Consider the following 23,587-nt stretch of genomic DNA (forward strand, 5'->3'; position numbering starts at 1 on the left):
CACCTTTCTGTCAAGTATCTAACACTCATATTCCTTAGATGGAGACGAGCGCATAAGAGCGTGCCCACTCATCAGCGGCAAAAATATCTGCAAGCTCCGGACTCGCTACACCAGGGTGAGCTTCGCATGTTTTTCGGACGACCTTTTCGATATCTAAAAAACGGATCGCTCCCTTCAAGAACATATCAACTGCGACCTCATTGGCTGCATTCAGTACTGCAGTATGCGTACCTCCTGCCATGCCGCACTCATACGCTAATTTTAACAGAGGATAACGCTCATAATCCATGGCTGCAAAATGAAGCGTGGCGATCTTGACCAAATCAAGTGGTTCCGTAGGCAGTTCTTTTCTGATGGGATAGCTCATGGCGTACTGAATCGGAACCTTCATATCCGGTGTACCCAGTTGGGCCATGACCGCTCTGTCTTTGTATTCTACCATAGAGTGTATGATACTTTCATAATGCAAAACGCATTCGATCTGCTCATAAGGTAGATCAAACAGCCAATGAGCCTCGATCACTTCGAAACCTTTGTTCATCATGGTCGCAGAATCGATGGTAATTTTTGCACCCATGCTCCAATTCGGATGAGCCAATGCCTGCTCTACCGTCACTTGCTCTAGATCCTCGCGTGAGAGATGACGGAAGGAACCGCCTGATGCGGTCAAAATAATCTTTGCCACATCTTCCATACGTTCGCCTTGCAGACATTGGTAGACAGCTGAATGCTCGCTGTCTACTGGAATAATGGATACGCCTTTTTCTTTCGCTCGTTTCATGACGACAGGGCCAGCGCTCACCAGTGTCTCTTTGTTGGCCAGTCCAATTGTTTTTCCCGCCTCAATCGCAGCGAGTGTAGGTGCAACCCCTACACTACCGACAACAGCGGTCATAACGAAATTGGCAGCTTCATGACGGGCAACCAGTTCCAAACCTTCCGCCCCGTAAACGATTTCTGGTTGAGACTTGCCCGCCAATCTATCGCGCAGTTCAACGGCAGCCTTCTCATTTCCTACAGAAACGAGCTCGGGCTTGAATGTTTCCACCTGGAGTGTCAATAGATCGATGTTTGTTCCAGCAGCCATAGCTACCACTGAAAAATCCTCAGGATGCTGGCCTACGACTTCAAGTGTGCTCGTTCCAACTGACCCCGTTGAACCTAAGAGCGCTATTTTTTTCACGGATTTCACCCTCTATATCTCTTTCTATATGCAAAAGGTTTTAGACAATACCTAATAGATGTAGAACCGGAAAGACGAGCAAAAAACTATCAAAGCGATCCAAAACGCCCCCATGACCTGGGATCAGCTGCCCTGAATCTTTTACATGGAAATGTCTCTTGAAAGCCGACTCAACCAAATCACCCAATTGCCCGACGATCCCCGCAACAAGTGCGATGGTCAAAGCCTGATCAATCGCAAAATGTCCAAAGCTTGCATTGATGGAAAGAACAATCAAGACAGAAGCGGCGAGACCGCCTAAGGCCCCTTCCACCGTCTTGTTTGGACTTATTTCTGGCCACAGTTTACGTTTACCTATTGCTTTTCCGACAAAATAGGCGCCCGAATCAGTCGACCAGATTCCCATAATGACCATGACCGTAAGCATGAATCCCTCAGGTAGGTTTCGGGTAGCGGCCATATAAGTAAAACCATAGCCTATGTATAACGCCCCCACCAACGTAAGGGCGACGTGTTCAATGTGAAACTGATTTTTCCGTAACACGGAGTAAATCAACAAGAGCAGGATGACGGGCAGCATCAGATCCGGCATGCTGATACTGAGCCAATCCGAAAATAATAGAGACGGCCACAAAATGCTTAACATCAATACATATCCGAGCAATCCTGCCAAATAAAATGACTGAATGCCAGCCATTCTCATAAATTCAAAATAGCCAATGACAGCCAGTAAAAACACCAATAGTGAGTACCAAACTCCACCAGCATACATCAATAATAGAAATGCAGCCCCACCAATCAGGCCTGTAATTATACGTTGCTTCAACTGATTCCACCTCTCGGCTATACCGCCCCGTAGCGACGAGCTCGGCCTTGGTATTCCACGATTGCTTGATAAAAATGTTCACGGGTAAAATCAGGCCATAGCACGTCCGTAAACCATAATTCTGTATATGCTAATTGCCACAGCATAAAGTTACTCAAGCGAATCTCTCCACTTGTACGAATCAAGAGGTCTGGATCGGGAATTTCGCTTGTGTACAGGTAACTCGATATCAATTCCTCAGTCAGTTGTTCTGGTTGAAGCTCGCCTGCTTTTACTTGTGCTGCCATCACTGAAAATGCTTTTGCAAGTTCATCTCGCCCGCCGTAATTCAGGGCAAAATTCAATTGCAAACCGCTATTGTCCTTCGTTTTCTCTTCTGCTTCCAGTAGCGCTTTCAACGTATGAGAAGGCAGCTCGTTTTTACTGCCCAGCATGCGTATGCGGACACCTCGTTCAATTAATTCATCCAATTCTGTCGACAAAAATTCCTGCGGAAGTTTCATGAGAAAATCCACTTCATCGCGTGGACGCTTCCAGTTTTCGGTAGAGAATGCGTACATCGTCATGTAACGCACGCCAATCTCGTCAGCAGCCTTGACGACCTCTTTTACTGCTTTCATTCCTGCACGGTGCCCGGCAACCCGGGGTAAACTGCGCTTATTGGCCCAACGACCGTTACCATCCATAATAATCGCCACATGTTCCGGAATCTTACCGGAACGATCCAACTCGGCTGGCTCCGATTGCTTTTCTTTGCGGCCCCATTTGCGCGCCAGATGTTCTAACATAAAGTGTTCCCCCGTAATGAGAGATATAGACGTACATCCCCCTCAAACGAGGGGGATTACCATTACCTATACTTCCAAAATGTCTTTCTCTTTGTCCTTAACGATCTTGTCAACTTCGGCGATGAATTTATCCGTCGTTTTTTGAATGGTTTCTTGATGACGACGGGAATCGTCCTCAGAAATGGTAGCAGCTTTTTCCAGCTTTTTGATTTCATCGTTTGCATCACGACGGATGTTACGAATCGCTACCTTTGCTTCTTCTCCACCTTTTCCTGCCAGCTTCACGAGCTCTTTACGACGCTCTTCTGTGAGGGGAGGAATGATCAGGCGGATAATCACGCCATCGTTGGATGGAGAAATTCCCAAATCCGATTGTTGCAGCGCACGGTCAATTTCTTTAAGCGCCGTTTTATCCCAAGGCTGGATTGTCAGCATACGTGGTTCTGGTACACTGATGTTTGCCAATTGGCTAATCGGCGTTGGAGTGCCGTAGTAGTCTACTGTAACACGATCCAGCATCGCTGGGTTCGCACGACCTGCACGCAGGCTGGACAGATCTCTTTTCAAAGCATTGATCGCTTTATTCATGCGATCTTCCATGTCATTTAGCACAGTTTGTGGCATAATTATTCCCCTTTCACTAGAGTACCGATTTTGTCGCCCATTACTGCCCGACGAATATTACCTTCTTCAGAAATGTTAAAGACGATCAACGGAATACTGTTATCCATGCACAAGCTGGATGCTGTTGAATCCATGACACCTAAACCTTTATTCAGCACTTCCAGGAATGTCAGCTGGTCGTACTTCTTAGCGTTCGGGTCAAGGCTTGGGTCTGCAGAGTATACACCGTCTACCTTGTTTTTCGCCATCAGGATCACTTCAGCTTCAATCTCAGCTGCACGCAGAGCAGCAGTCGTATCCGTTGAAAAATAAGGGTTACCAGTACCGGCAGCGAAGATGACCACACGCATTTTTTCCAAATGACGAATGGCACGACGGCGTATGTATGGTTCTGCTACCTGTCTCATCTCAATCGAGGTTTGAACACGAGTCGGGACGTTCACTTTTTCTAACCCATCCTGCAAGGCGAGTGAGTTCATAATTGTGGCCAGCATCCCCATGTAATCGGCTGTTGCCCGATCCATTCCTTTTGAGCTGCCGGAAAGTCCGCGCCAGATGTTACCTCCTCCGACGACTACTGCGACTTGTACACCCAATTCTACGATTTCCTTGATCTGGTTAGCGACGGAGAAGATTATCTTTGGGTCAATTCCATACCCTAAGTCCCCCGCCAAAGCTTCCCCACTCAACTTTAACACAACCCGTTTATAGGCAGGAAGTGGCATGTGAAACGGCCTCCATTCATGAATCATTCTCTGTGCCCAGTCTTCATTCCTTCTAATTGGGAACAGGTACACACTTGCTATTTACATGCAGAAAGTTTCACACAAAGTGAAACTTTCGCTTTGAAAATAGGGAACACGAAGGTGTTCCCTATAACCTTTATTATTGCTTATTAACTTGAGCCATTACTTCAGCTGCGAAGTCTTCTTGTTTCTTCTCGATACCTTCGCCAACTTGGAAGCGAGCGAATCCTTTCAAGGTAGCACCTGCTTCTTTCAGAAGTACAGCTACTTTCTTGTCAGTATCTTTTACGAATGGTTGCTCAACCAGTACGTATTCTTCGAAGAATTTGGAGAGGCGGCCTTCTACCATTTTCTCAACGATGTTAGCAGGTTTACCTTCAGCCAGTGCTTGGTTTTTCAGAACTTCACGCTCACGCTCGATCTCATCAGCGGAAACTTCTTCACGGTTAGCAAAACGAGGGTTAGACGCTGCTGCGTGCATGCCCAGGTCGCGAGCCAGTGTTTCGTCTTGTGTACCTTCCAAAGTAACCAGAACGCCGATGCGGCCACCCATGTGCAGGTAAGCACCGAAAACGCCGTTGTCTGTTTTCTCGGAGAGTGCAAAACGACGGAAGGAGATGTTTTCTCCGATAGTCGCGATTTTCTCGTTGATTACATGACCCAAAGTCTCGCCAGCACCTTTGAAAGGTTGCTCCAGAGCTTCTTCAACAGATGCAGGACGTTGGGATACAACGTGCTCAGCGATGTCTTTCACGAGTGTTTGGAACTCAGGGTTTTTACCAACGAAGTCAGTTTCGCAGTTTACTTCTACAACTGCTGCTACGTTTCCAGCTACCGCTGTCGCAGTCAAACCTTCAGCTGCAATACGTCCGGATTTTTTCGCTGCTTTCGCTACACCGCGCTCACGGAGCAAGTCAATTGCTTTTTCCATGTCGCCTGCTGTTTCTTCCAGCGCGCGTTTGCAATCCATCATACCTGCGCCTGTACGCTCGCGCAGTTCTTTAACCGCTTGTGCACTAATTGCCATTGAGTGAAACCTCCTCGAAAAGTTACGATCCTATTATAATCGAAAAGCAAGTCACCTGTTAACCTCGGCGACGCTATTCAGCAAAAAAGGATGGACGGGGGTTCTGACACCCTCAGTCCACCCTTTAACACACATGCTTACGCAGTTGTTGTTGCTTGTTGCTCTGTACCTTGGTTTCCTTCCAGGAGAGCGTCTGCCATTTTAGCAGTGAGCAATTTCACAGCGCGAATTGCGTCATCGTTACCTGGGATCACATAATCGATTTCATCTGGATCGCAGTTAGTATCTACGATCGCTACGATTGGGATACCCAATTTACGAGCTTCTGCTACAGCGATGCGCTCTTTACGAGGATCGATGACAAACAGAGCGTCAGGCAGTTTATCCATGTGAGCGATACCGCCCAAGAATTTTTCCAGACGATCCATTTCTTTGCGCAGAACGATAACTTCTTTCTTAGGCAATACTGCGAAAGTACCATCGTTTTCCATACGCTTCAGCTCAGCCAAGCGAGCAGTACGTTTTTTGATGGTTGTGAAGTTTGTCAGAGTACCACCCAACCAACGTTGGTTGATGAAGTAGTGACCTGTGCGTTCTGCTTCTTCTTTAACGGATTCTTGTGCTTGTTTCTTCGTACCAACGAAGAGAATTTTTCCGCCGTCTTGAGCGAGTTCACGTACGAAGTTGTACGCTTCCTCTACTTTTTTAACGGTTTTTTGCAGGTCGATAATGTAGATTCCGTTACGTTCGGTGAAGATATAGCGAGCCATTTTCGGGTTCCAACGACGAGTTTGGTGACCGAAGTGTACACCAGCCTCGAGCAATTGTTTCATCGAAATTACTGCCATATTTCACACCTCCTTCAAAGATGGTTTTTGTGATGCCTACCTCCGCCTCACCGCATCTTCCAAGCAATTCTGCCATTGGCAGCACCGTTGCTGGAATTGGTGGACGTGCGATTTCAACACCGTAAATGAATATATCATATGGGAGTTTCAATTGCAACAAACGAATTCCATTTATTTCGTAAAAAAAGTTTTGACCCTTCTTGGCTGACGACAAAAGGACACATTTGGTTACATTGAAAAAAACCGCCTATTTTTTAGGCGGCGTTGTTATCAACTTGACGATATCCGCTTCCTTAGCGGCGGTCGACACTTCATAGGTACCGACACGAATACGATTTAGCTTGTCGCTCGCTCGTAGCTGGGACACAAATTGATTTTCGGCAGGAAGGATTCCTTCCTTTACGAGAATCTGCGCTACATCCTCTGCAGTTGCTTTGTAAGGAACGGTGAAAGAAACCTTTTTATCTGCTACAGGTGCTTCCACTGTCGGAGCTTTAGGTGCCACCGTATTGGGAGACGTTGGTGTCTGCGTATTCGGTACGGTTGGAATAGCCTGGCTGTCCTTACTCACTGGATTTGTTGGCGGATTCACCTTTTGTTCCGATGTAGCTCCAGGAGTCGTTGGCTGTACAGTTGGCGTTTGTGGTTGCTTTGTCACGGGCGTCGCTGTTTGACCTACCTTTGGCGTAACTGGCGACTTAGGCACTCCAGGAGCTGGCTGTACGTTTACTTTCTTTTCTTCCTGCCACTGTTTGTATTCTTCTGCCGTAAGTACGACCATTTCCAGCTCTTGTGCAGCTACCTTCATTTGATCTACAGACATGGCTGGGGCTTGCGCAGTCTGCTTAGGCGCTATCAGTCCGATAATGGAGGTAGCCACAATCAGTCCTGCTCCAAATCCAAATAATAGCTCTTGTTTACGCATCGGCAAGACCTCGCTCATGCCTGTCAGCCAAGGAAAAGATCAAATCGATTTCCCCTCTGCCGGCACCGAGTCGTTTTGCGATCTCATCCCGAGACAAACCTTCCTTACTCAGTTCAAAGGCACGGCGATAACGTTCTCGCAAGGCCAGCATATCCACCTCTTGAACTTGAGGTGCTGGTTCTATCCTATTCGTATCCTTTGGAGCTTCTGGTTTGTGACTCGAACTCTTTTGCCATTGTTCTTCCATATTGTCTAAGCGTGTGCGCAAACCAGCGATATCCTCAAGAAGATCCGCTCTCATTTCCTGCCATTCTGCCGCAAGAAGATTGGTTTCTTGCTTTACCTGTTTTTGAAGACGCTGCACGCTTTTTTCGAGCTCGTCCTTGTCCGTCGTGCGTTGTGTCGGTAATGAGGAAAAGGAGTCAACAGGCTGCTTCTTATTAATAACAAAAGCAAGAAGCATGCTGATCATTCCTGCTCCAATCAGGATGGGATACACTACGTCCATGTTGTCCACCTTTATTTCTGGCTTGACTTCATTTATAAAGAAATATCTATAATCCGTCCACGCATTGGATCTCTCATGAGGTCAGCATTCGTAGATACACCTTCGCTCGATTCGGACAATTGGCTCCCAGTGGATTCTTTTTTGTCCTGATGTTCTTGCTGCCCCTGTTTTTTTTCTCGTTCGCGTATCTGGTTTTTTTGTGATTGCTCAAGATCGCTCGGGCGCTGGCGCATATGTTCATCCAGGTCTCTTCGCTGATCAATCATTGATTGTTGTTCATGCATGGTTCGTTGTTGCTGATGCTCCTGAATTCGGCTGACTTCTAACGTGCGTGGTATTGCCACCTGCAATTCAACCGCTTTCAAACTCATATGGCCACAACTCCCTTTGTCACACTAAGTATGTACGCATCCTGGATTAGATAAGAGTTGCTGTGCTAATTTCACCGTCCAGCACGATAAATCGGGTTCTCGCATACTCGTGCTTGATAAAGTGCACCAGCTTTCCGAACGTCATTTTAATTCCTGGATACATCACATGATATGCCTCAATAGCTGCTGGGCCTTCCCCTTTTAGCTCGAGTTCAATATCATTTCTGCGTGCTTCCAATTCCTTGCTTTCTTTTTCCAGAACCAAACGAGTGTTGGTTAGCTTGATTTGCATGAGTCGTTTGTCTGCTGGAAGTTCTTTGCTGACTTGAAGGATCTGATTCATAACGCCAAGGCCTTGATCTGTTTTGCGTAAATTTTCATACACATTTTGTAGTTCTTTTTGAATGTTCGCCAGTTCTTGTCTTAATTCCGGTTTTACTCCTACTTCGAGTATCGTAGGTGTGGCGCTGCTGTTCCCAAATACTCTTGCCACAATCTTTTCCCCAGCCTGTAGCACGCCGCCAATAATAAAGCCTTTTGACCCTTTGCAAATGATTTGCTTTCCGGCTCGTACAGTTGAGAACATGATGCTTTGTGAAACAATCACTTGATTGCCAGCTGTTACATTGGCGTTTTGGATAAACGATGTCCGGACATCTTTCCCTGCAACAATGCAGCCTTTGTCCTGGGCAACAATTCCGCTTTTGATCTCGATGGAGCCTTCCGCGTACAACTCGGCGCCTTCTACACTGCCAAGTACGCGAATATCTCCTGATGACTTTACGCGAAAGCCATTCAATACGTTCCCGCGAATGACCACCGTTCCCACAAAATCAATATTGCCAACACCAAAATCAACATCGCCGTTTACTTCAAATACGGGAAACACGTTCATTTTTGACTGTTCCGTAAAAGAGACTTGTCCGTCAATAGCAGCGTAAAGCATCGTCCGCTCTTGATTGAGCACAACATTTTTCCCAGGCTTCATGTTTATTTCCTTGCCGGCTTTGGGAGCGATGGGCTCTCCGGTAACTGCTGTGCCTGGTTCACCCTGGCTTGCTGGTATTTTACGTGCCAAGAGTTGTCCTTTTGCTACATTAGGGATTGTCGTCACATTATAAAAATCAACTCGGCCATCCTCTAGCTCTTTAGGACCTTCCCCTTCATTAATAGATGCTAAATAAGGGTACTCGATAGTCCCATCGGTTCCCGCCACAGGCGCAACCCCTTGAGCAACCTTTACTCTCGCGTTTGCATACTTCGCGGGTAAAGTGCACACGTCCCGAACTACATCATCAAGAATTCCATATTTCACATTGCTTGCTTGCAATGCTTTATATACATCTGTTTCCAAGATGACGATTTCATCGATATCTTGTTCGTCTACACGTAGAAGTACTTCAGCCTCCAATTTATCAGCGGAAACTTTTACGTCTATTTTATATTTCCCGATCCCTTCCATCATTCTACCCCTCTCAAGCTTGGGTAATGGCCCCTCACATCAATTGCGATTTCCATCTGGACAACGCAGAACGAAGTCGGAAAAGAGCTTTGGAGTGCAACTGGGATATTCTTGAAGGTGACAAGCTCATGATTTCCGCAATTTCTGATAAGGTCATTTCTTCAAAATAAAACAAGGAGATAACCAGTCGTTCCTTTTCAGGCAACTTATCGATGACCGTTACAAGAACCTCTTTTAAGCTGGATACTTCCGCCACATTATCAGGGCGAGGTGTGAGCTCGTCGATGATATACGAATGTCTTGCTGTTTTTTGTTCATCTTCATCCCCTACTGCCTCATCGATAGAAACCATGCTGGCAAGAGAGGTTTCCAAGAAAACCTGTTGAAGCTCCTTTTTGCTTATTCCCAGATAATCAGACACTTCTTGATCGGTTGGCATTCGCAGCATTTGCTGTTCCAAGGTGGTGTATGCTTCTTCGATTTTTTTGGCCTTGTCCCGAACAGTACGAGGGATCCAGTCGTTCTCGCGTAGTCCATCGATCATTGCACCACGAATCCGCCACATGGCGTACGTCTCAAATTGGAGACCCCGGGTATGATCGAATTTAGCCAAAGCGTCCAATAGCCCAAAGCGCCCATAACTAATCAAGTCATCCTTGTCCACATTGGCTGGCAGATTAATTGCCAACCGATTTGCCACCTTATCTACCAGTGGCAAAAAACGCGTGATCAAGTCAACCTCGGCCTCCCGACTTCCCTCTTGCTTCCACATGACCCATTTATCGAACTCTTTTGCTTTTTCTTGACTGGTTAGCCGTGCCACGAATAGTCACCAACCTTTACTCATCTGATAAGCGCCTAACGACCTCTGCAACGGTGGCTGGATCCTCAGTAGGATGAATCCTTTCCATCTTGTCGATTGAGGTTGGTGCAAATGTTTCATCTTCCTGTTCCAATTGTTGTCCAATTTCCAGAACAACCCCACCTTCTGCTAGAGGAGAGCTTGTCCCCTCTAGCGAATCCGTAACCATTGGTGGAGTAGATGCCTGTATGAACGTTGCGAGCAGCCAACGAATTGGAAATGCAGCGAGGAAGAATAGGACAAATGCAATACCTGCCCTCTCCAGAGATACGAGCCAGACATTACTAGCCACAGCCGTACCCAGCGTTACAAGAAATGCGAGCATCCCTAATCCAAAATTAGTCCAAATGGTTCCTAACATTTGTTATACTTCCTTCATACCTTGATTTACGGTCCTGATTTGAAGAATGCCGTTTGTGGCATCTAACTCTATTGTCCGACCGCAGTTTCCCCCTGTATCTTCTGCCACGATCTTTATATGAGCATCCTTCAATGCTAGTTTGCACGCCTCTACATTCCGAGGCCCAATCCGCATGGTGTCATTATTCCCTAAAAACGCGAACATTTGTGCGCCTCCAGCCAATTTCGCAACTGTGTGTCTGGTCTCCGCACCAGCCTTCACCATCAACTGAATCAGATGAGGGATTGCTGTATCCGCATATTTTCCTATCGTTAACTCCCCGCCTTTAGCCAAAGTCGATTCAGGGAGCATAACATGTGCCATACCTGCAATTTTATGGATATGATCGTAGAGCACTACCCCTACGCAAGAACCTAAACCGGTAGTACGTAGCTTGCTCGGCGGCTTTGCCACACCGAGATCAGCCATCCCTATCTTAATAATCTCCATCGAACGGAACCCCTAATGAACGAAATAGTATTGGGAGCGATTCAGGATCAGGAATTAAGAAAAAGTTCCCTTTTACTTGATCATTGCCTTCGAAAAAAGCGGTGTCAATCGTGAGGGCAAAGTCACCCGCTTGACCCAACGCTATTAATCCGTAACTTAGAATAGCTCCAGCCATATCCACAGCGAGTGCAGGTACGGACGGCTGTAAATTTAAGCGTGTAAAATCAGCTAACGATGATAAATAAGAACCTGTTAAGATGTTGCCAATCTCATGCAGCGCCGAGATCTCCAACTCTTCCCACTCGTACACATCTTTATTAATTCCTGTAATTTGTTCGAGCAGGTGCTTGGCAGACTCCAGATCAAGGATAAAAAACATGTTACCTGGACAATCGCCTTCAACCCGGAGGAAGACGGTCACTACTACAGTTTCCGCTCCTCCTACAAAATCTGCCACTTCGTCGAAGGAGATAATCTTGACTTGTGGAACTTTCATATCGATTTCTTTTTGTATGAGCTTGGAGAGAGCAGTGGCAGCGTGACCAGCACCGATGTTCCCGATTTCCCGTAAAACGTCAAATTGGAAATCCCCAAACTTCGTAAAATCGCCCATTTTACTTACCCCTCAATTGCGTCCAACTGCTTGATTTCCTCAGTACTCAATACTTTATCGAGGTTTAAGAGGATTAACAGTCGTTTATCCAGCTTAGCGACGCCTCTCAAATAAGCAGCTTCCACACCACCAACAACCTCTGGAGGCGGTTCAATCGCATCAACTGGTATATCGATAACATCATTTGCAGCATCTACAATGAGACCCACTTCCAATTCACCTACGGCCACGATAATGATTCGAGTGGTTTCGGAATAGACGCTTTCTTCGAGACTAAAACGATTGCGCAGGTCAATAATCGGTGTCACAACGCCGCGCAGATTAATAACCCCTTTGACGAAACTAGGCGTTCGAGGAACTCTTGTAATGTGCTCCAGCTTTTCAATAGATTTGACCTGATGAACCTCTACGCCATACTCTTCGTCCTTCAACCGAAAGACAATCACTTTGACTTCGCTAATGACTTCTTTTTGATCGAGCATGTGGCTGCCCCTCCTTCTACTTAATCAGCGAGTTACAATCTATGATGAGCGCGACCTGACCGTCTCCCAGAATCGTTGCACCTGAAATAGCAAATACATTAACCAGATATTTGCCGAGAGATTTTAGAACAATCTCTTGTTGACCGATGAACGAATCGACGACAAGGCCTGCCATTTTCTCACCTTTACGTACGATGACGACTGCCACTTCATCTTCCGTCGTTTCCCCATTATCAGGCACTTGGAAAATGTCCTGCAGCGAAACGAGCGGAACTACACGTCCCCGGAAGTCGATCACTTTTTGGCGGTGAGCCATCATGATTTGATCTTTTTTAAATACAGCCGTCTCAATGATGGAGCTGAGTGGGACAGCGTACTTCTCATCTTTCACTTGTACCAGCATCGCGGAAATGATAGAGAGAGTAAGTGGCAATTGAATGAGGAAAGTCGTGCCCTGACCGCGCACAGAATCTACGCCGACACTACCGCCCAACGATTCAATTTTGGACTTCACGACATCCAATCCAACACCACGACCGGAAATATCAGAAACAACTTCCGCTGTACTAAAGCCTGCTGCAAAAAGCAATTCGTGGATTTGCTTGTCGCTCATGCTATCTGCAGTAGCAGGATTGACAATGCCTCTCTCAAGCGCTTTTTTGAGGACTTTATCTTTATTGATTCCAGCACCGTCATCTTTTACTTCAATAAATACGTGGTTCCCACTGTGGAAAGCGCGGAGCTCGATTTTTCCTTCTTCTGGCTTCCCCGCCTTTTTCCGATCTGCTGGAGACTCAATTCCGTGGTCAAGCGAGTTACGCAGCAAGTGATTGAGTGGGTCCCCGATTTCGTCGATGACGGTACGGTCCAATTCTGTCTCCGCACCGATGATCTCCAGATTCACTTTTTTATTCAGATCTTTTTGCAGATCACGAATCATACGTGGGAAACGATTGAATACTTGCTCCACCGGTACCATGCGCATGGTCAGAATGATGTTTTGCAAATCGCCACTAATCCGGCTCATGTGCTCCACGGTTTCCTGTAGTTCGTTCTTTCCGATCTCCCGCGCCAACTGCTCCAAACGACCGCGGTCAATAACTAATTCGCTAAACAGATTCATCAAGATATCCAAGCGTTCGATATCCACACGAATGGTTTTACCACCAGCCGTCGCCTTCTTCACGGGTGCTTGAGGAGCTTCTGCTGCTCCTTTTTCAGCTGGTGCTGGTGTCTGTTGTACTACAGGAGCAGGCGGAGCTTCACTCTTCATTTGAATCGTTTCGATTGTCACATCTTGGATTTCCGAAATGTTAAGAATCGTAGTACGTACTTTTTCAATCGATTGCTCCGTCACATAGGCGATTTCAAACGATTGTTCAAATCGCTCATTCTCGATATCTTCAACAGCTGGCTTCGTTTTGATCACTTCACCCATGGATTCCAATTGATCAAAAACCATGTAAGAGCGAGCGGCTTTGAGCAAGCAGTTTTCATTCAAAGTCACTTTGATCCACAAAACATTATTACCGAGCTCCTGAGACTGCTTCAAGACCATCATGGCATAGTCATCCAGCTCATGATCTTCAGCTGGTGTACTTTCCTCTTGCGGTGCTTCCACAGCCATCGTAGCAGCTGCTACTTCCTGCTCAGCTGAAAAGTCTCCCGCTACAATCGCTCGCAGCTTCTTTACAATAGCGGTTACATCCGCGGAACCGTCTCCGCCTTCTGTGATATCGATGACCATGCCTTCAATCAAATCTACACTCTGGAAAATAGCGTCCATGATGTCGCTGGTAATCGTTAACTTCTGATTGCGAATCAGGTCCAATACATTTTCTGCTTCGTGAGTCAAACTCGCCATGTCTTCAAAGCCCATAGTTGCCGACATACCTTTCAATGTATGTGCGGAACGAAAAATCTCTTTGACGTGGCCAATGTTACCCGGATCACTTTCCAAGAGTAACAAGTTGGCGTTGATCGCCTGTAGGTGTTCCTTTGACTCCTCAATAAACATGTCCAAATACTGATTCATATCCATAGGTGATCCACCTCCCAAAAATCAGTGCAAGAGCTTGCACAACAGCTCTGGAATCTTTTCCAATGGGGCCACGTTGTCTGCCAAGCCTGCTTGAATGGCTGCTCGTGGCATTCCGTATACGACACAGCTCGACTCATCTTCGATAATACTTGTGACATGGCCAAGCTCCTTCATGAGCTTTAGCCCTTTAGTCCCATCATTCCCCATGCCTGTCATGATGATTGCCCATTTGTCTACATTTGTCAATTGACTGACTGATTCAAACAGGATATCGACAGATGGTCTGTGTCCGCCTCGTGGCTCCTCTTGATGCAAATAGGCCTGTAGTCTCCCATTCACTTGACGAACTTCGAAATGGAAGCCTCCTGGAGCGATGTACGCTGTCCCATTTTCCAAATACTCGCCATCGACAACTTCGGTTACTCGATTTTGGCATAACGAGTCCAGTCGATTTGCTAACGATTTTGTGAAACCTGCTGGCATATGCTGAACGATGGCAATTGGTGCCGGAAAATTCGCCGGAATTGCAGTTAGTACACTTTGCAATGCTTTAGGACCACCTGTTGAAGTACCTAAAACCACCAGTCTTGCCTTTCCACCCACTTGTGACCGTATCACAGCAGGCGGGCTCGGTATTTTCGTACGTATTACTGGAGTTACCGGTGTAACAGGTGCTGCTTTTGATTCAGAAGATACCGGTTTGGCTACCCGAGTTATCTGCTGTTTCAAACGTACTTTCGATGCTGCCGCCGCCTTCACGCGCTCGATGAGACGATCGCCCACCTTGTGGATGTCGAGAGAAATTGGTCCAGAAGGCTTTGTTACAAAGTCAAACGCACCTAGTTCCAACGCATGAATCGTAGCTTCTGCCCCTTCTTTCGTCAGGCTGCTCAACATGACGATCGGAACTGGGCACTCATTCATCAGCTTTTCCAGAGCGTCCAAACCATTCATGACTGGCATTTCAATGTCGAGTGTGAGAACATCCGGCGCCAGTTGCTTACATTTTTCTATACATTCGAGTCCATTTTTGGCTCGATCGATCACTTCAATCTCAGGATCCGTAGATAAAATGTCCGAAATCACTTTACGCATGAATGCAGAATCGTCCGTGACGAGAACGCGGATTTTGCTCATTCGAATGTCGCTCCCTTCCTACTTTTGTGTCTCATCGTATGAAGTGCCTCAACCTCGCAAGAAAACCTTTGAGACCACTGATAGAATCATCTGTAGTAACCGGACGATCCAAGTACCGCTCTACCAGATTTCGTATGCTTCTCGCAGCTTGCGATTGTGGATATGTAAGTAGAAAAGGACGCTGCAGTTTAACAGCTTTAGAAACATAAGGATCATCCGAAACATATCCAAGCGACTGAATATCCATATTCAAAAAACGTTTGGAAACCATCGCAAGCTTGTCTGCCGTCATTTTCCCTTCTCTCTCCGACGACGCCCTGTTTATCACCAATCGAATGGAAACAGCGGGGTTACGTGAGTGAAGCATCTTGATGACTGCATATGCATCTGTTATCGCTGGTGGTTCGGGAGTGGTAACAAGGATGACCTCGTCTGAGGAGAGCATGAATCTCATGGATTCTTTTGAAAAACCTGCTCCCGTATCAAAAATGATAGTGTCAGCATAGCCCTGTAATGGGTCCAGATGTGAGAATAAGCGATCAAGCTTCTCATCATCTAACTGCATGATCTGCGTAAAGCCAGAACCACCCGCAATGAATTCTAAGCCTCCAGGCCCGTGCTCGATAATGTCCCAAACAGTCGTATCTGGCTCTAGCAAATGAAACAGATGCTTTTTTGGGGTAATTCCCATTAATACATCCAGATTTGCCAGACCCAGGTCCAAGTCAAACAAAACCGCCTTATGACCCTTCTCAATCAAACCAAGTCCAAAATTCAGGCTGAAATTGGACTTGCCGACACCACCTTTTCCACTCGTCACTGTCACCAGTCTAGTCGGCCGTGTCTTCTTGTTTTGTAGCATCCTCTCACGGAGTTGCTCTGCTTGGTCACGCATCTGTTTACTCTCCCATAATCATCGTTGAAACCAGCTCGGGTGTAGCTACAACGATATCATCTGGTACATTTTGACCTGTCGTTACATAGGAGAGCTGTAGATTCATCTCCTGACAAACATTCAACATCGTGCCAAAGCTGTTCGTTTCATCCGCTTTTGTAAAAATGACTTGCTTCACTTGAACTTCCGCAAAATTTTGGACGATCGCTTTCATATCATTGAATTTGGAGCTTAAGCTAAGTACTAGGTAGTTCACGCTGTCATTTCCATGCTCCAGCAATTCACGAATGCCTTCGACGTACTCATCGTTGCGAAAATTTCGTCCAGCCGTATCTACAAAAATGAGGTCACAATCACTTAAGCGCTCCATCGCTGCCGCCATTTCTCTCGGAGAAAAGACAACCTCCAGCGGGACATTCAGGATGTTTGCATACGTCTTCAGCTGTTCTACAGCAGCCATTCGATACGTATCCGCCGTGATAAAGCCGATTTTTCGCTTTTCCTTCAACATGCTGTTCGCCGCAAGCTTGGCAATGGTCGTTGTTTTTCCTACCCCTGTCGGACCGAAAAAGAAAGCATACCGTACGTTCTTACCCAGCCTTGGCGAAGATGCTGTATACGGCTCGATCATGGAAGTGATGATTGTTCGGCATACCGTAAACGCTTCTTCCTCCGTCCACTTTTCACCCGGTTGCGACTTTTCCATTATTTGGCGAATGATTTCCGCTGTCAGCTCTTCAGTCACTTCCTGCTTCAATAGCTGTGCACGAATAGACTGAACCGCTGGAGGAAGTTGTTCGCTTAAGTCATGCACCAACAGCTTTTGAAACATTTGACGCATATCTCGCATTTCAGTAGCAATCGCGTCATGATTGCTTGCGGGTAAAGCTCTTTCTTGGGAAGTCGTGACAGGAACATGCTGCTCAGTTGGCTCGCCTTGCTTTGGCATAGCTCTCGTATCTGTGATCTCTTCCTTTGGAAGCGTCGCAACCGCGGTTTGTGTCATCGCAGCTACGACCTGCTCCCTACCTGTAGTTTCAGCTTGTTGATTCTCTGATGTTTTGGTAACAGTCGGTCTTCGATACGCTTGAGCAGCCGTGTACGTACCTGTCTGCGATTTGGGCAAAACGTTGTTGGTTCGATGTTCAGCTGCTACTGTGGAATTTTCTCGCTCGGATGCCTTTTCATCGACAGCAGCGATTACTTCGATTCGTTGTTTGCCAAACATCCCGAACAATCCACCTGTTTTGATCGGCTTAGAATTCAGAATCACTGCATCCATTCCTAAGTCCGTCCTGATTTTTTCCATTGCTTCTGGCATCGAATCGACAATGTAACGTTTTACCCTCACGAAATGTTCACCATCCCTACGCTTTGCACTTCAACATGTGGTTCGAGCTCGCTGTACGACAAAACGGGAACGTCTGGCATCATGCGATCTACTAATTGACGCAAGTACATTCGAACTGCTGGTGATGATAGAATGATCGGCTGTTGACCCGAGTTGATCATTTTGCTCACTTCAGTCGACATGTTTTGGAAAATTCGCTGAGACGTTTCCGGATCCATCGCCAGATAGCTTCCTTGCTCAGACTGTTCCACACGTTCGGAGATTGCTTTTTCCAATCCTGCTCCAGCTGTAAGCACGCGAAGTGGTTGTCCTGGCTCCGTAAATTGGAGTGTGATCTGTCTCGACATCGCTTGTCTCACATATTCTGTCAGTACATCCGGATCTTTTGTATACAAGGCATGATCCGCAAGAGCCTCGAGAATGACGTGGAGATTTCGAACAGAGACTTTTTCACGCAACAGCTTTTGCAATACTTTTTGTACGTCCCCAATGGCGAGCAAACTTGGAATCAGCTCGTCTACGAGAACTGGTGCTGTCTCCCGAACATTGTCGATCAGGGCCCTTGTCTCTTGGCGACCTAACAATTCGTGGGCATGTCGCTTGATGACCTCTGTCAGATGTGTAGCCACAACAGATGGCGGATCGACAACTGTATAGCCAGACAGCTCAGCAATCTCCTTATTCTCTTCTGTTACCCATAATGCGGGCAATCCAAACGCAGGTTCTACGGTTTCTATCCCAACAATGGAATCATCTTCAATCCCCGGGCTCATCGCCAGATAGTGATCCAGCATGATTTCCCCTTTAGCGACCTGGTTGCCTTTTATTTTGATCATGTATTCATTCGGTCGAAGCTGGATGTTGTCACGTATACGAATAACCGGTACAACGATCCCCATCTCGAGTGCGATTTGTCTTCGAATCATAATGACTCGATCTAGCAGATCTCCACCCTGCTTCACATCAGCAAGCGGGATTAAGCCATAACCGAATTCAAATTCGATCGGATCGACCTGCAGCAGGTTCACGACGCTTTCGGGACTGCGTACTTCTTCCATTTGCTGCTCTTCCACCTTGTCGGCGGATTCCTGTATTTGCATCTTTTGGTTCTTCTCCATTTTCCAAGCAGCAAATGCCATGATCCCGGAAACCGGAAGCACAGGCAGAATTCCAATCGGTGTAAAGAGTCCCAGTAATAGCATACATCCAGATACGATATAGAGAAGACGCGGAAAGCTGAACATTTGCTTGACGATGTCTTCTCCCAAACCTTCACCAGAAGTGGAACGCGTTACAATAATACCCGCAGCAGTCGAGATTAAGAGCGCTGGAATCTGACTCACCAATGCGTCACCGACAGACATGGTAGTGAAACGAGAGGCAGACTCAGCAAAGCTCATATCGTGGATGAGCATCCCGATAATAAAACCACCAATAATATTTACGATAAAAATGATAATACCCGCGATGGCGTCCCCTTTTACGAATTTGCTGGCACCATCCATTGCTCCATAAAAGTCAGCTTCGTTCTCAATCTTTTTTCTTCGGACACGTGCTTCAGCTTCTGTGATCATTCCTGCATTCAGATCCGCATCGATACTCATCTGCTTACCAGGCATCGCATCGAGCGTAAAACGCGCTGCTACCTCAGCGACACGCTCAGAACCTTTGGTGATTACGATAAACTGAATGATGATCAAGATCAGAAACACGACGAAACCGACGACTTGATTACCACCGACTACAAAGCTACCGAACGTTTCAATAACTTTACCGCCTTCACCGTGCGAGAGAATATTTCTCGTCGTCGACACGTTTAGGGCTAGTCGAAAAAGTGTTGTAATAAGCAAAACCGTCGGAAAGATCGAGAATTCCAAAGTCTCTTTTGTATACATCGACACAAGCAAGATGGTCAATGCAAGGGAGATATTCAAAATCAACAGCAAATCAAGAAGCGCTGAAGGAAGTGGGATTACCATCATGACAACAATGCTTATGACAAAAAGGATCGTACCAACTTCTTTAAATTTGAATCCCACTGGTTATCCTCCTTCCATTTATTTCACTTTCCCTTGCAGCTTGTAGACGTACGCGAGAACTTCCGCGACCGCTTTAAACATCTCTTCGGGAATTTGTTGCCCAACTTCAACTTGACTATAGAGAGCCCGGGCCAAGGGCTTGTTTTCCATGGTAACGATACGATGCTTTTTCGCTACTTCCCTTATTTTTAATGCCAGATAGTCTTGCCCTTTGGCGATTACCGTCGGTGCACTCATCGCACTTGCGTCATAGCGAACGGCAACGGCAAAGTGAGTCGGGTTCGTAATAATGACATCCGCTTTGGGAAGCTCCTGCATCATACGGCGAATGGCCATACTTCTTTGCCGTTCACGAATCTTCCCTTTGATGAGCGGATCACCTTCCGCTTGCTTATGCTCGTCCTTGAGATCCTGTTTGGACATCCGCAGATTCTTTTCATACTCATAACGTTGATAGGCATAGTCCAGAACCGCGAGAATGAAAAGCAATAACCCGAGATAGATTCCCAGCTTTGTCACCTCTTCGGCAGTAAACGATAGGACTGCTCCGAGAGACAATAAGGAAAGTTGTACAACTTGTTCCTTTGCATTCCACAAAATGACGTACGCGACGTATATGCCTGCGCTTATTTTTAATAAAGACTTCAGTAGCTCTACGAGTGAGCGTAAGGAAAAAATTCTTTTTGCCCCTTTAATCGGATCGATCTTTTCCAACTTCATTTGAAGGGGCTCTGTACTAAAATGCCAGCCTACTTGCATGTAGTTCACCGCAAACGCGACAAGAAAACTCAAGCCTAAGATAGGTCCTACAATTTTTATTGCTTCAAATACGAGTTGCATCACCATGACTTTTAAATTTTCTTCATTTAATTGCCATGTGGTGTATGTAATCAATGATTCCCGCATCAAATCTTGAAAGGTGCCTAGCATGGTAGAGCCAAGCATCATTAACAGAAAGAAAAATGCTGTCAAAGATAGGGCTGGGGAAAGATCCTGACTTTTGGCAACTTGCCCTTTTTTTCGTGCGTCTTGTTTTTTCTTGGGCGTAGCTTTTTCCGTCTTTTCCCCATTAAAAAATTGAAGATCTACTTGATAAGAAAGCCTCAATTGATTCATGGTGATCCTCCGAGCGATTTCATCATTTCTGCAAGTGCCCGGAACATATTCCCAAACAATCCGTTCAGGGTCAGCAAGAACGCAGGCATCACTACGATAAGTAGTAAAAAGCCGGCAAGCAGTTTAATGGGCAAACCCACCACAAAGATATTAAACTGCGGGACAGATTTGGCGATAATACCAAGAGAGAGATCAACCAGAAACAATGCAACGACGATCGGTGCCGCAATCATAAACGCACTCGTAAACATCGTCAGAAATGTCTTTACTGCTGTCATCATGACGTTTTCGCTTCCGAAAGCCGCCCACATGATGTCCACCGGTATAACCTGGTAACTGCTTATCACACCTCGTATAAGCATGTGATGGCCGTCAATACTGAAAAAGTACAAGACAGCGAGAATGTTTTTGAAGTTACCTGTCACTGGGATATACGCACCCGTTTTCGGGTCAATCACGTTTGCCATGGCAAGACCCATCTGCATGTCCATCAGTCCGCCGGCAACCTGAATGGCAATAAACATCATTTCACATATGTAACCAAGAATGACACCAACAAGCGCTTCTTTTATGACATACATAACAAATGTCAAATCCATTGGAATCTCGCCTTGTACGGGCAAGGATTGAAAGCTGATGACGGCAATGATAAACGCGAGCGCGATTTTAAACTGATTCGGTACTCCACGAATGGAAAAGAACGGAGCCGTTACAAAAAAAGCACTCATTCGGACAAAAACAAGCATGAATATGGGTAAATACATCAGAAAAAGATTCATATGCTACCCAACAAAACGATGAAGGTTACCGAAGATCCCCATCGTAAAATCAAGCAGTACCCGAAGCATCCATGGACCAGCAGCCAAGATCACAACAAATACGGCCACGATCTTCGGAATGAAAGCGAGTGTCTGCTCCTGAATTTGTGTCGTTGCCTGAAAGACACTGACCATCAAACCGACCAGCAAGGCGACCCCAAGTGCGGGTGCCGAAATCAGCAGGATGGTATAAACAGAGCTTTGGGCAATCTGCATAAGTAATTCTTGTGTCATGCTCTACCTCCTGAGGCATTCGGAATGTCGCTAAAAACTGGTCAAAAGTGATTTCACAATGAGATACCAGCCGTCCACCATGATGAACAATAAAATCTTAAACGGCAAGGAAATCATCACCGGCGGTAACATCATCATCCCCATCCCCATCAAAATACTGGAGATGATCATATCAATTACGAGAAAAGGAATGAATATCATAAAGCCGATCTGAAAAGCCGTCTTCAATTCGCTGATGGCATAAGCAGGTACCAGCGCATTCAAAGGAATATCTTGGATCGATTTTGGTCGTTCTGCTTTTGTATATTCCAGAAAAAGTGCTAAATCTTTTTCACGCGTCTGTTTTGCCATAAATTGCTTAAAGGGTATGACCGCCGCGTCAAATGCCTGCTGTTGCGTTAGTTTTCCTTGCATAAATGGCTGCACGGCTGTTTCGTTTACTTGTCCGAGTGTTGGGGCCATTATGAAAAATGTCATAAATAACGCAAGAGCAATCAATACCTGATTCGGTGGCATTTGCTGAGTTGCCAACGCATTTCGTACAAAAGACAAGACAATGATAATTCGCGCAAAACTAGTCATTAAAAGCAAAATTGCTGGAGCTACAGATAATACTGTCAAAATCAGTAACAGCTGAATGGCCGTCGATGTCTCCTGCGGTGTTCCTGTTCCGCCGCCTATCTTCAAATCAATGCTTGGAACAAGCGGTGTCCCCACTGGCGCCGCCATGGCCATATCAGGTACGGATAGCAACACTGCGACAAGCATCAGCACCTGCAAAAAATATTTCATTTTTGGTCCCCTCTGTCCTGAGCTTGCTCGTTCTTCCAATGTTCTGTTTGGTTTGGACGATTCTTCAAGTCGTTCCATTGACCTTGCAACAGATCTTGAAAGCTTTTCCCGTCCATTTCAGAAGAAAACAAGATTTCTTCTTCAGCCTGCTTTTTCTTACCGAACGGAAGCCATTCTAGCGAGAATGGGCTTTTCATCGGTTTGATCTCAGCGTCAGCCAAAATCAAATCTACCTCTTCACCCGGTTCGATTCTACGAAGCAATTGAACGTTTTCTCCTACTCCCACGATGTACAATGACTCACCGATCATAACAACCTGTAGTGTTTTGCCATTACCTAGTGCAGTTGCGCTAATCACTTTAATCGGTCCATGACTTTGAGCCCCTTGACGTCGACCAAGAAAACGGAGCAATAAAAAGATCAATACTGCAATAAAGCCAAGCGAAAAGATGACTTGAACCAGATACCCGATCATACTTCCTGTTCCGCTGCCCGGAATGGCCGCCGGCTGTTCACTGCCGGCGGGCGCATTGCTAGTTGGCACTTTTCCCTGGTTGTACGCATCCGCTACTGAACCTTCCGCAAAAGCGGTACTCGGCAGGGAGGAGACGAAAAGCAACAGGATCAGACTAAAGGCTAAAATGAGTCTTGCCCCTGCATTCCGGATCATCATCATTAGCTCATTGTCTTTTTGATCGCTTCCAAAACGCGATCCGCTTGGAATGGTTTTACGATGAAGTCTTTTGCGCCCGCCTGGATCGCATCGATTACCATCGCTTGTTGTCCCATCGCAGAGCACATGATAACGCGCGCGTTAGGATCCAACTTTTTAATTTCTTTCAGTGCAGAAATTCCATCCATCTCTGGCATGGTAATATCCATGGTTACGAGATCAGGTCCCAATTCTTTGTATTTTTCAACTGCTTGTGCACCGTCACTTGCTTCCCCTACGACGCTGTACCCGTTTTTCGAAAGAATTTCCTTGATCATCATACGCATGAAAGCTGCATCGTCGACGATTAAAACTTTGTTAGACATGAATAGCTCC

Annotated in this window: 27 protein-coding genes; all 27 read right to left on the bottom strand. The window is 46.2% G+C overall.

Features of this window, described 5'->3' with window-relative positions; all coding sequences use genetic code 11:
• Positions 1-34: 34 nt before the first annotated feature.
• Positions 35-1,183, bottom strand: coding sequence for a 1-deoxy-D-xylulose-5-phosphate reductoisomerase (locus ODZ53_RS00365; protein ID WP_064202461.1), 1,149 nt, complete (start codon positions 1,181-1,183; stop codon positions 35-37).
• Positions 1,184-1,223: 40 nt separating this feature from the next.
• Positions 1,224-2,009, bottom strand: coding sequence for a phosphatidate cytidylyltransferase (locus ODZ53_RS00370; RefSeq protein WP_173605009.1), 786 nt, complete (start codon positions 2,007-2,009; stop codon positions 1,224-1,226).
• 17 nt (positions 2,010-2,026) lie between these two features.
• On the bottom strand, positions 2,027-2,797 hold the full coding sequence (locus ODZ53_RS00375; RefSeq protein WP_048033430.1) for an undecaprenyl pyrophosphate synthase: 771 nt from the start codon (positions 2,795-2,797) through the stop codon (positions 2,027-2,029).
• A gap of 66 nt (positions 2,798-2,863) precedes the next feature.
• Positions 2,864-3,421 (bottom strand): ribosome recycling factor, encoded by a 558-nt coding sequence (gene frr / locus ODZ53_RS00380; protein WP_015891724.1) that lies wholly within the window; start codon positions 3,419-3,421, stop codon positions 2,864-2,866.
• Between the two features lie 2 nt (positions 3,422-3,423).
• Complete coding sequence (gene pyrH / locus ODZ53_RS00385; protein WP_199928450.1) at positions 3,424-4,146, bottom strand: UMP kinase; 723 nt, start codon at positions 4,144-4,146, stop codon at positions 3,424-3,426.
• 160 nt (positions 4,147-4,306) lie between these two features.
• Positions 4,307-5,194 carry a translation elongation factor Ts gene (gene tsf / locus ODZ53_RS00390; protein ID WP_015891725.1) on the bottom strand — a complete coding sequence of 296 codons (888 nt, stop codon included), beginning with the start codon at positions 5,192-5,194 and terminating at the stop codon, positions 4,307-4,309.
• Positions 5,195-5,331: 137 nt separating this feature from the next.
• Positions 5,332-6,042, bottom strand: a complete 711-nt coding sequence (rpsB, locus tag ODZ53_RS00395) for a 30S ribosomal protein S2 (protein ID WP_015891726.1) — start codon at positions 6,040-6,042, stop codon at positions 5,332-5,334.
• 247 nt (positions 6,043-6,289) lie between these two features.
• The gene (locus ODZ53_RS00400) at positions 6,290-6,985 is read right to left on the bottom strand and encodes a DNA polymerase III subunit gamma/tau (RefSeq protein WP_372675537.1); all 696 of its coding nucleotides are present in this window, start codon (positions 6,983-6,985) and stop codon (positions 6,290-6,292) included.
• Positions 6,960-7,484, bottom strand: coding sequence for a DUF6115 domain-containing protein (locus ODZ53_RS00405; protein ID WP_015891729.1), 525 nt, complete (start codon positions 7,482-7,484; stop codon positions 6,960-6,962). The genes ODZ53_RS00400 and ODZ53_RS00405 overlap by 26 nt, the downstream gene beginning before the upstream one ends.
• A 23-nt stretch (positions 7,485-7,507) precedes the next feature.
• Positions 7,508-7,846 (bottom strand): hypothetical protein, encoded by a 339-nt coding sequence (locus ODZ53_RS00410; protein WP_199928447.1) that lies wholly within the window; start codon positions 7,844-7,846, stop codon positions 7,508-7,510.
• A 46-nt stretch (positions 7,847-7,892) separates the two neighbouring features.
• Complete coding sequence (locus ODZ53_RS00415) at positions 7,893-9,311, bottom strand: flagellar assembly protein A (RefSeq protein ID WP_372675538.1); 1,419 nt, start codon at positions 9,309-9,311, stop codon at positions 7,893-7,895.
• 31 nt (positions 9,312-9,342) lie between these two features.
• Positions 9,343-10,131: a FliA/WhiG family RNA polymerase sigma factor gene (locus ODZ53_RS00420; RefSeq protein ID WP_015891732.1), complete on the bottom strand. Its 789-nt coding sequence runs from the start codon at positions 10,129-10,131 to the stop codon at positions 9,343-9,345.
• Between the two features lie 16 nt (positions 10,132-10,147).
• Positions 10,148-10,531, bottom strand: coding sequence for a hypothetical protein (locus tag ODZ53_RS00425; protein WP_199928445.1), 384 nt, complete (start codon positions 10,529-10,531; stop codon positions 10,148-10,150).
• Positions 10,532-10,534: 3 nt separating this feature from the next.
• Positions 10,535-11,020 (bottom strand): chemotaxis protein CheD, encoded by a 486-nt coding sequence (locus tag ODZ53_RS00430; RefSeq protein WP_372675539.1) that lies wholly within the window; start codon positions 11,018-11,020, stop codon positions 10,535-10,537.
• Positions 11,007-11,633, bottom strand: coding sequence for a chemotaxis protein CheC (locus ODZ53_RS00435; RefSeq protein ID WP_015891735.1), 627 nt, complete (start codon positions 11,631-11,633; stop codon positions 11,007-11,009). The genes ODZ53_RS00430 and ODZ53_RS00435 overlap by 14 nt, the downstream gene beginning before the upstream one ends.
• Positions 11,634-11,638: 5 nt before the next feature.
• Positions 11,639-12,115, bottom strand: coding sequence for a chemotaxis protein CheW (locus tag ODZ53_RS00440; protein ID WP_015891736.1), 477 nt, complete (start codon positions 12,113-12,115; stop codon positions 11,639-11,641).
• A gap of 16 nt (positions 12,116-12,131) precedes the next feature.
• On the bottom strand, positions 12,132-14,156 hold the full coding sequence (locus ODZ53_RS00445) for a chemotaxis protein CheA (protein ID WP_173605003.1): 2,025 nt from the start codon (positions 14,154-14,156) through the stop codon (positions 12,132-12,134).
• Positions 14,157-14,177: 21 nt separating this feature from the next.
• Positions 14,178-15,293, bottom strand: coding sequence for a protein-glutamate methylesterase/protein-glutamine glutaminase (locus ODZ53_RS00450; protein ID WP_372675540.1), 1,116 nt, complete (start codon positions 15,291-15,293; stop codon positions 14,178-14,180).
• 31 nt (positions 15,294-15,324) lie between these two features.
• On the bottom strand, positions 15,325-16,188 hold the full coding sequence (locus tag ODZ53_RS00455) for a MinD/ParA family protein (RefSeq protein ID WP_015891739.1): 864 nt from the start codon (positions 16,186-16,188) through the stop codon (positions 15,325-15,327).
• A 4-nt stretch (positions 16,189-16,192) separates the two neighbouring features.
• Entirely contained in the window at positions 16,193-17,539 is a 1,347-nt protein-coding gene (flhF, locus tag ODZ53_RS00460; protein WP_372675541.1) for a flagellar biosynthesis GTPase FlhF, read from the bottom strand.
• Complete coding sequence (gene flhA, locus ODZ53_RS00465) at positions 17,536-19,578, bottom strand: flagellar biosynthesis protein FlhA (protein WP_199928438.1); 2,043 nt, start codon at positions 19,576-19,578, stop codon at positions 17,536-17,538. The genes flhF and flhA overlap by 4 nt, the downstream gene beginning before the upstream one ends.
• Before the next feature lie 18 nt (positions 19,579-19,596).
• Complete coding sequence (gene flhB / locus ODZ53_RS00470; RefSeq protein WP_372675542.1) at positions 19,597-20,694, bottom strand: flagellar biosynthesis protein FlhB; 1,098 nt, start codon at positions 20,692-20,694, stop codon at positions 19,597-19,599.
• Positions 20,691-21,473 carry a flagellar biosynthetic protein FliR gene (gene fliR, locus ODZ53_RS00475; RefSeq protein WP_015891743.1) on the bottom strand — a complete coding sequence of 261 codons (783 nt, stop codon included), beginning with the start codon at positions 21,471-21,473 and terminating at the stop codon, positions 20,691-20,693. Before fliR ends, flhB begins: the two co-directional genes overlap by 4 nt.
• Before the next feature lie 3 nt (positions 21,474-21,476).
• On the bottom strand, positions 21,477-21,746 hold the full coding sequence (fliQ, locus tag ODZ53_RS00480; RefSeq protein ID WP_007719290.1) for a flagellar biosynthesis protein FliQ: 270 nt from the start codon (positions 21,744-21,746) through the stop codon (positions 21,477-21,479).
• Positions 21,747-21,776: 30 nt separating this feature from the next.
• Positions 21,777-22,538, bottom strand: a complete 762-nt coding sequence (gene fliP, locus ODZ53_RS00485; RefSeq protein WP_199928436.1) for a flagellar type III secretion system pore protein FliP — start codon at positions 22,536-22,538, stop codon at positions 21,777-21,779.
• A complete protein-coding gene (locus tag ODZ53_RS00490) occupies positions 22,535-23,215 on the bottom strand; it encodes a flagellar biosynthetic protein FliO (protein WP_016743327.1) in 681 nt (226 codons plus the stop codon). The genes fliP and ODZ53_RS00490 overlap by 4 nt, the downstream gene beginning before the upstream one ends.
• Positions 23,215-23,577 (bottom strand): response regulator, encoded by a 363-nt coding sequence (locus ODZ53_RS00495; RefSeq protein ID WP_007719294.1) that lies wholly within the window; start codon positions 23,575-23,577, stop codon positions 23,215-23,217. The genes ODZ53_RS00490 and ODZ53_RS00495 overlap by 1 nt, the downstream gene beginning before the upstream one ends.
• Between the last annotated feature and the right edge of the window lie 10 nt (positions 23,578-23,587).

This window comes from Brevibacillus sp. BD137 (genome assembly GCF_041644655.1).
Taxonomy (GTDB): domain Bacteria; phylum Bacillota; class Bacilli; order Brevibacillales; family Brevibacillaceae; genus Brevibacillus; species Brevibacillus brevis_D.

Bases quoted from the DNA above. Each gene is read 5' to 3' on its own strand.
- ODZ53_RS00375 (WP_048033430.1), bottom strand. From the start codon at position 2,797: ATGTTAGAACATCTGGCGCGCAAATGGGGCCGCAAAGAAAAGCAATCG.
- frr (WP_015891724.1), bottom strand. From the start codon at position 3,421: ATGCCACAAACTGTGCTAAATGACATGGAAGATCGCATGAATAAAGCG.
- pyrH (WP_199928450.1), bottom strand. From the start codon at position 4,146: ATGCCACTTCCTGCCTATAAACGGGTTGTGTTAAAGTTGAGTGGGGAA.
- tsf (WP_015891725.1), bottom strand. From the start codon at position 5,194: ATGGCAATTAGTGCACAAGCGGTTAAAGAACTGCGCGAGCGTACAGGC.
- rpsB (WP_015891726.1), bottom strand. From the start codon at position 6,042: ATGGCAGTAATTTCGATGAAACAATTGCTCGAGGCTGGTGTACACTTC.
- ODZ53_RS00400 (WP_372675537.1), bottom strand. From the start codon at position 6,985: ATGAGCGAGGTCTTGCCGATGCGTAAACAAGAGCTATTATTTGGATTT.
- ODZ53_RS00410 (WP_199928447.1), bottom strand. From the start codon at position 7,846: ATGAGTTTGAAAGCGGTTGAATTGCAGGTGGCAATACCACGCACGTTA.
- ODZ53_RS00415 (WP_372675538.1), bottom strand. From the start codon at position 9,311: ATGATGGAAGGGATCGGGAAATATAAAATAGACGTAAAAGTTTCCGCT.
- ODZ53_RS00425 (WP_199928445.1), bottom strand. From the start codon at position 10,531: ATGTTAGGAACCATTTGGACTAATTTTGGATTAGGGATGCTCGCATTT.
- ODZ53_RS00430 (WP_372675539.1), bottom strand. From the start codon at position 11,020: ATGGAGATTATTAAGATAGGGATGGCTGATCTCGGTGTGGCAAAGCCG.
- ODZ53_RS00435 (WP_015891735.1), bottom strand. From the start codon at position 11,633: ATGGGCGATTTTACGAAGTTTGGGGATTTCCAATTTGACGTTTTACGG.
- ODZ53_RS00440 (WP_015891736.1), bottom strand. From the start codon at position 12,115: ATGCTCGATCAAAAAGAAGTCATTAGCGAAGTCAAAGTGATTGTCTTT.
- ODZ53_RS00445 (WP_173605003.1), bottom strand. From the start codon at position 14,156: ATGGATATGAATCAGTATTTGGACATGTTTATTGAGGAGTCAAAGGAA.
- ODZ53_RS00450 (WP_372675540.1), bottom strand. From the start codon at position 15,293: ATGAGCAAAATCCGCGTTCTCGTCACGGACGATTCTGCATTCATGCGT.
- ODZ53_RS00455 (WP_015891739.1), bottom strand. From the start codon at position 16,188: ATGCGTGACCAAGCAGAGCAACTCCGTGAGAGGATGCTACAAAACAAG.
- flhB (WP_372675542.1), bottom strand. From the start codon at position 20,694: ATGAATCAATTGAGGCTTTCTTATCAAGTAGATCTTCAATTTTTTAAT.
- fliR (WP_015891743.1), bottom strand. From the start codon at position 21,473: ATGAATCTTTTTCTGATGTATTTACCCATATTCATGCTTGTTTTTGTC.
- fliQ (WP_007719290.1), bottom strand. From the start codon at position 21,746: ATGACACAAGAATTACTTATGCAGATTGCCCAAAGCTCTGTTTATACC.
- fliP (WP_199928436.1), bottom strand. From the start codon at position 22,538: ATGAAATATTTTTTGCAGGTGCTGATGCTTGTCGCAGTGTTGCTATCC.
- ODZ53_RS00490 (WP_016743327.1), bottom strand. From the start codon at position 23,215: ATGATGATGATCCGGAATGCAGGGGCAAGACTCATTTTAGCCTTTAGT.
- ODZ53_RS00495 (WP_007719294.1), bottom strand. From the start codon at position 23,577: ATGTCTAACAAAGTTTTAATCGTCGACGATGCAGCTTTCATGCGTATG.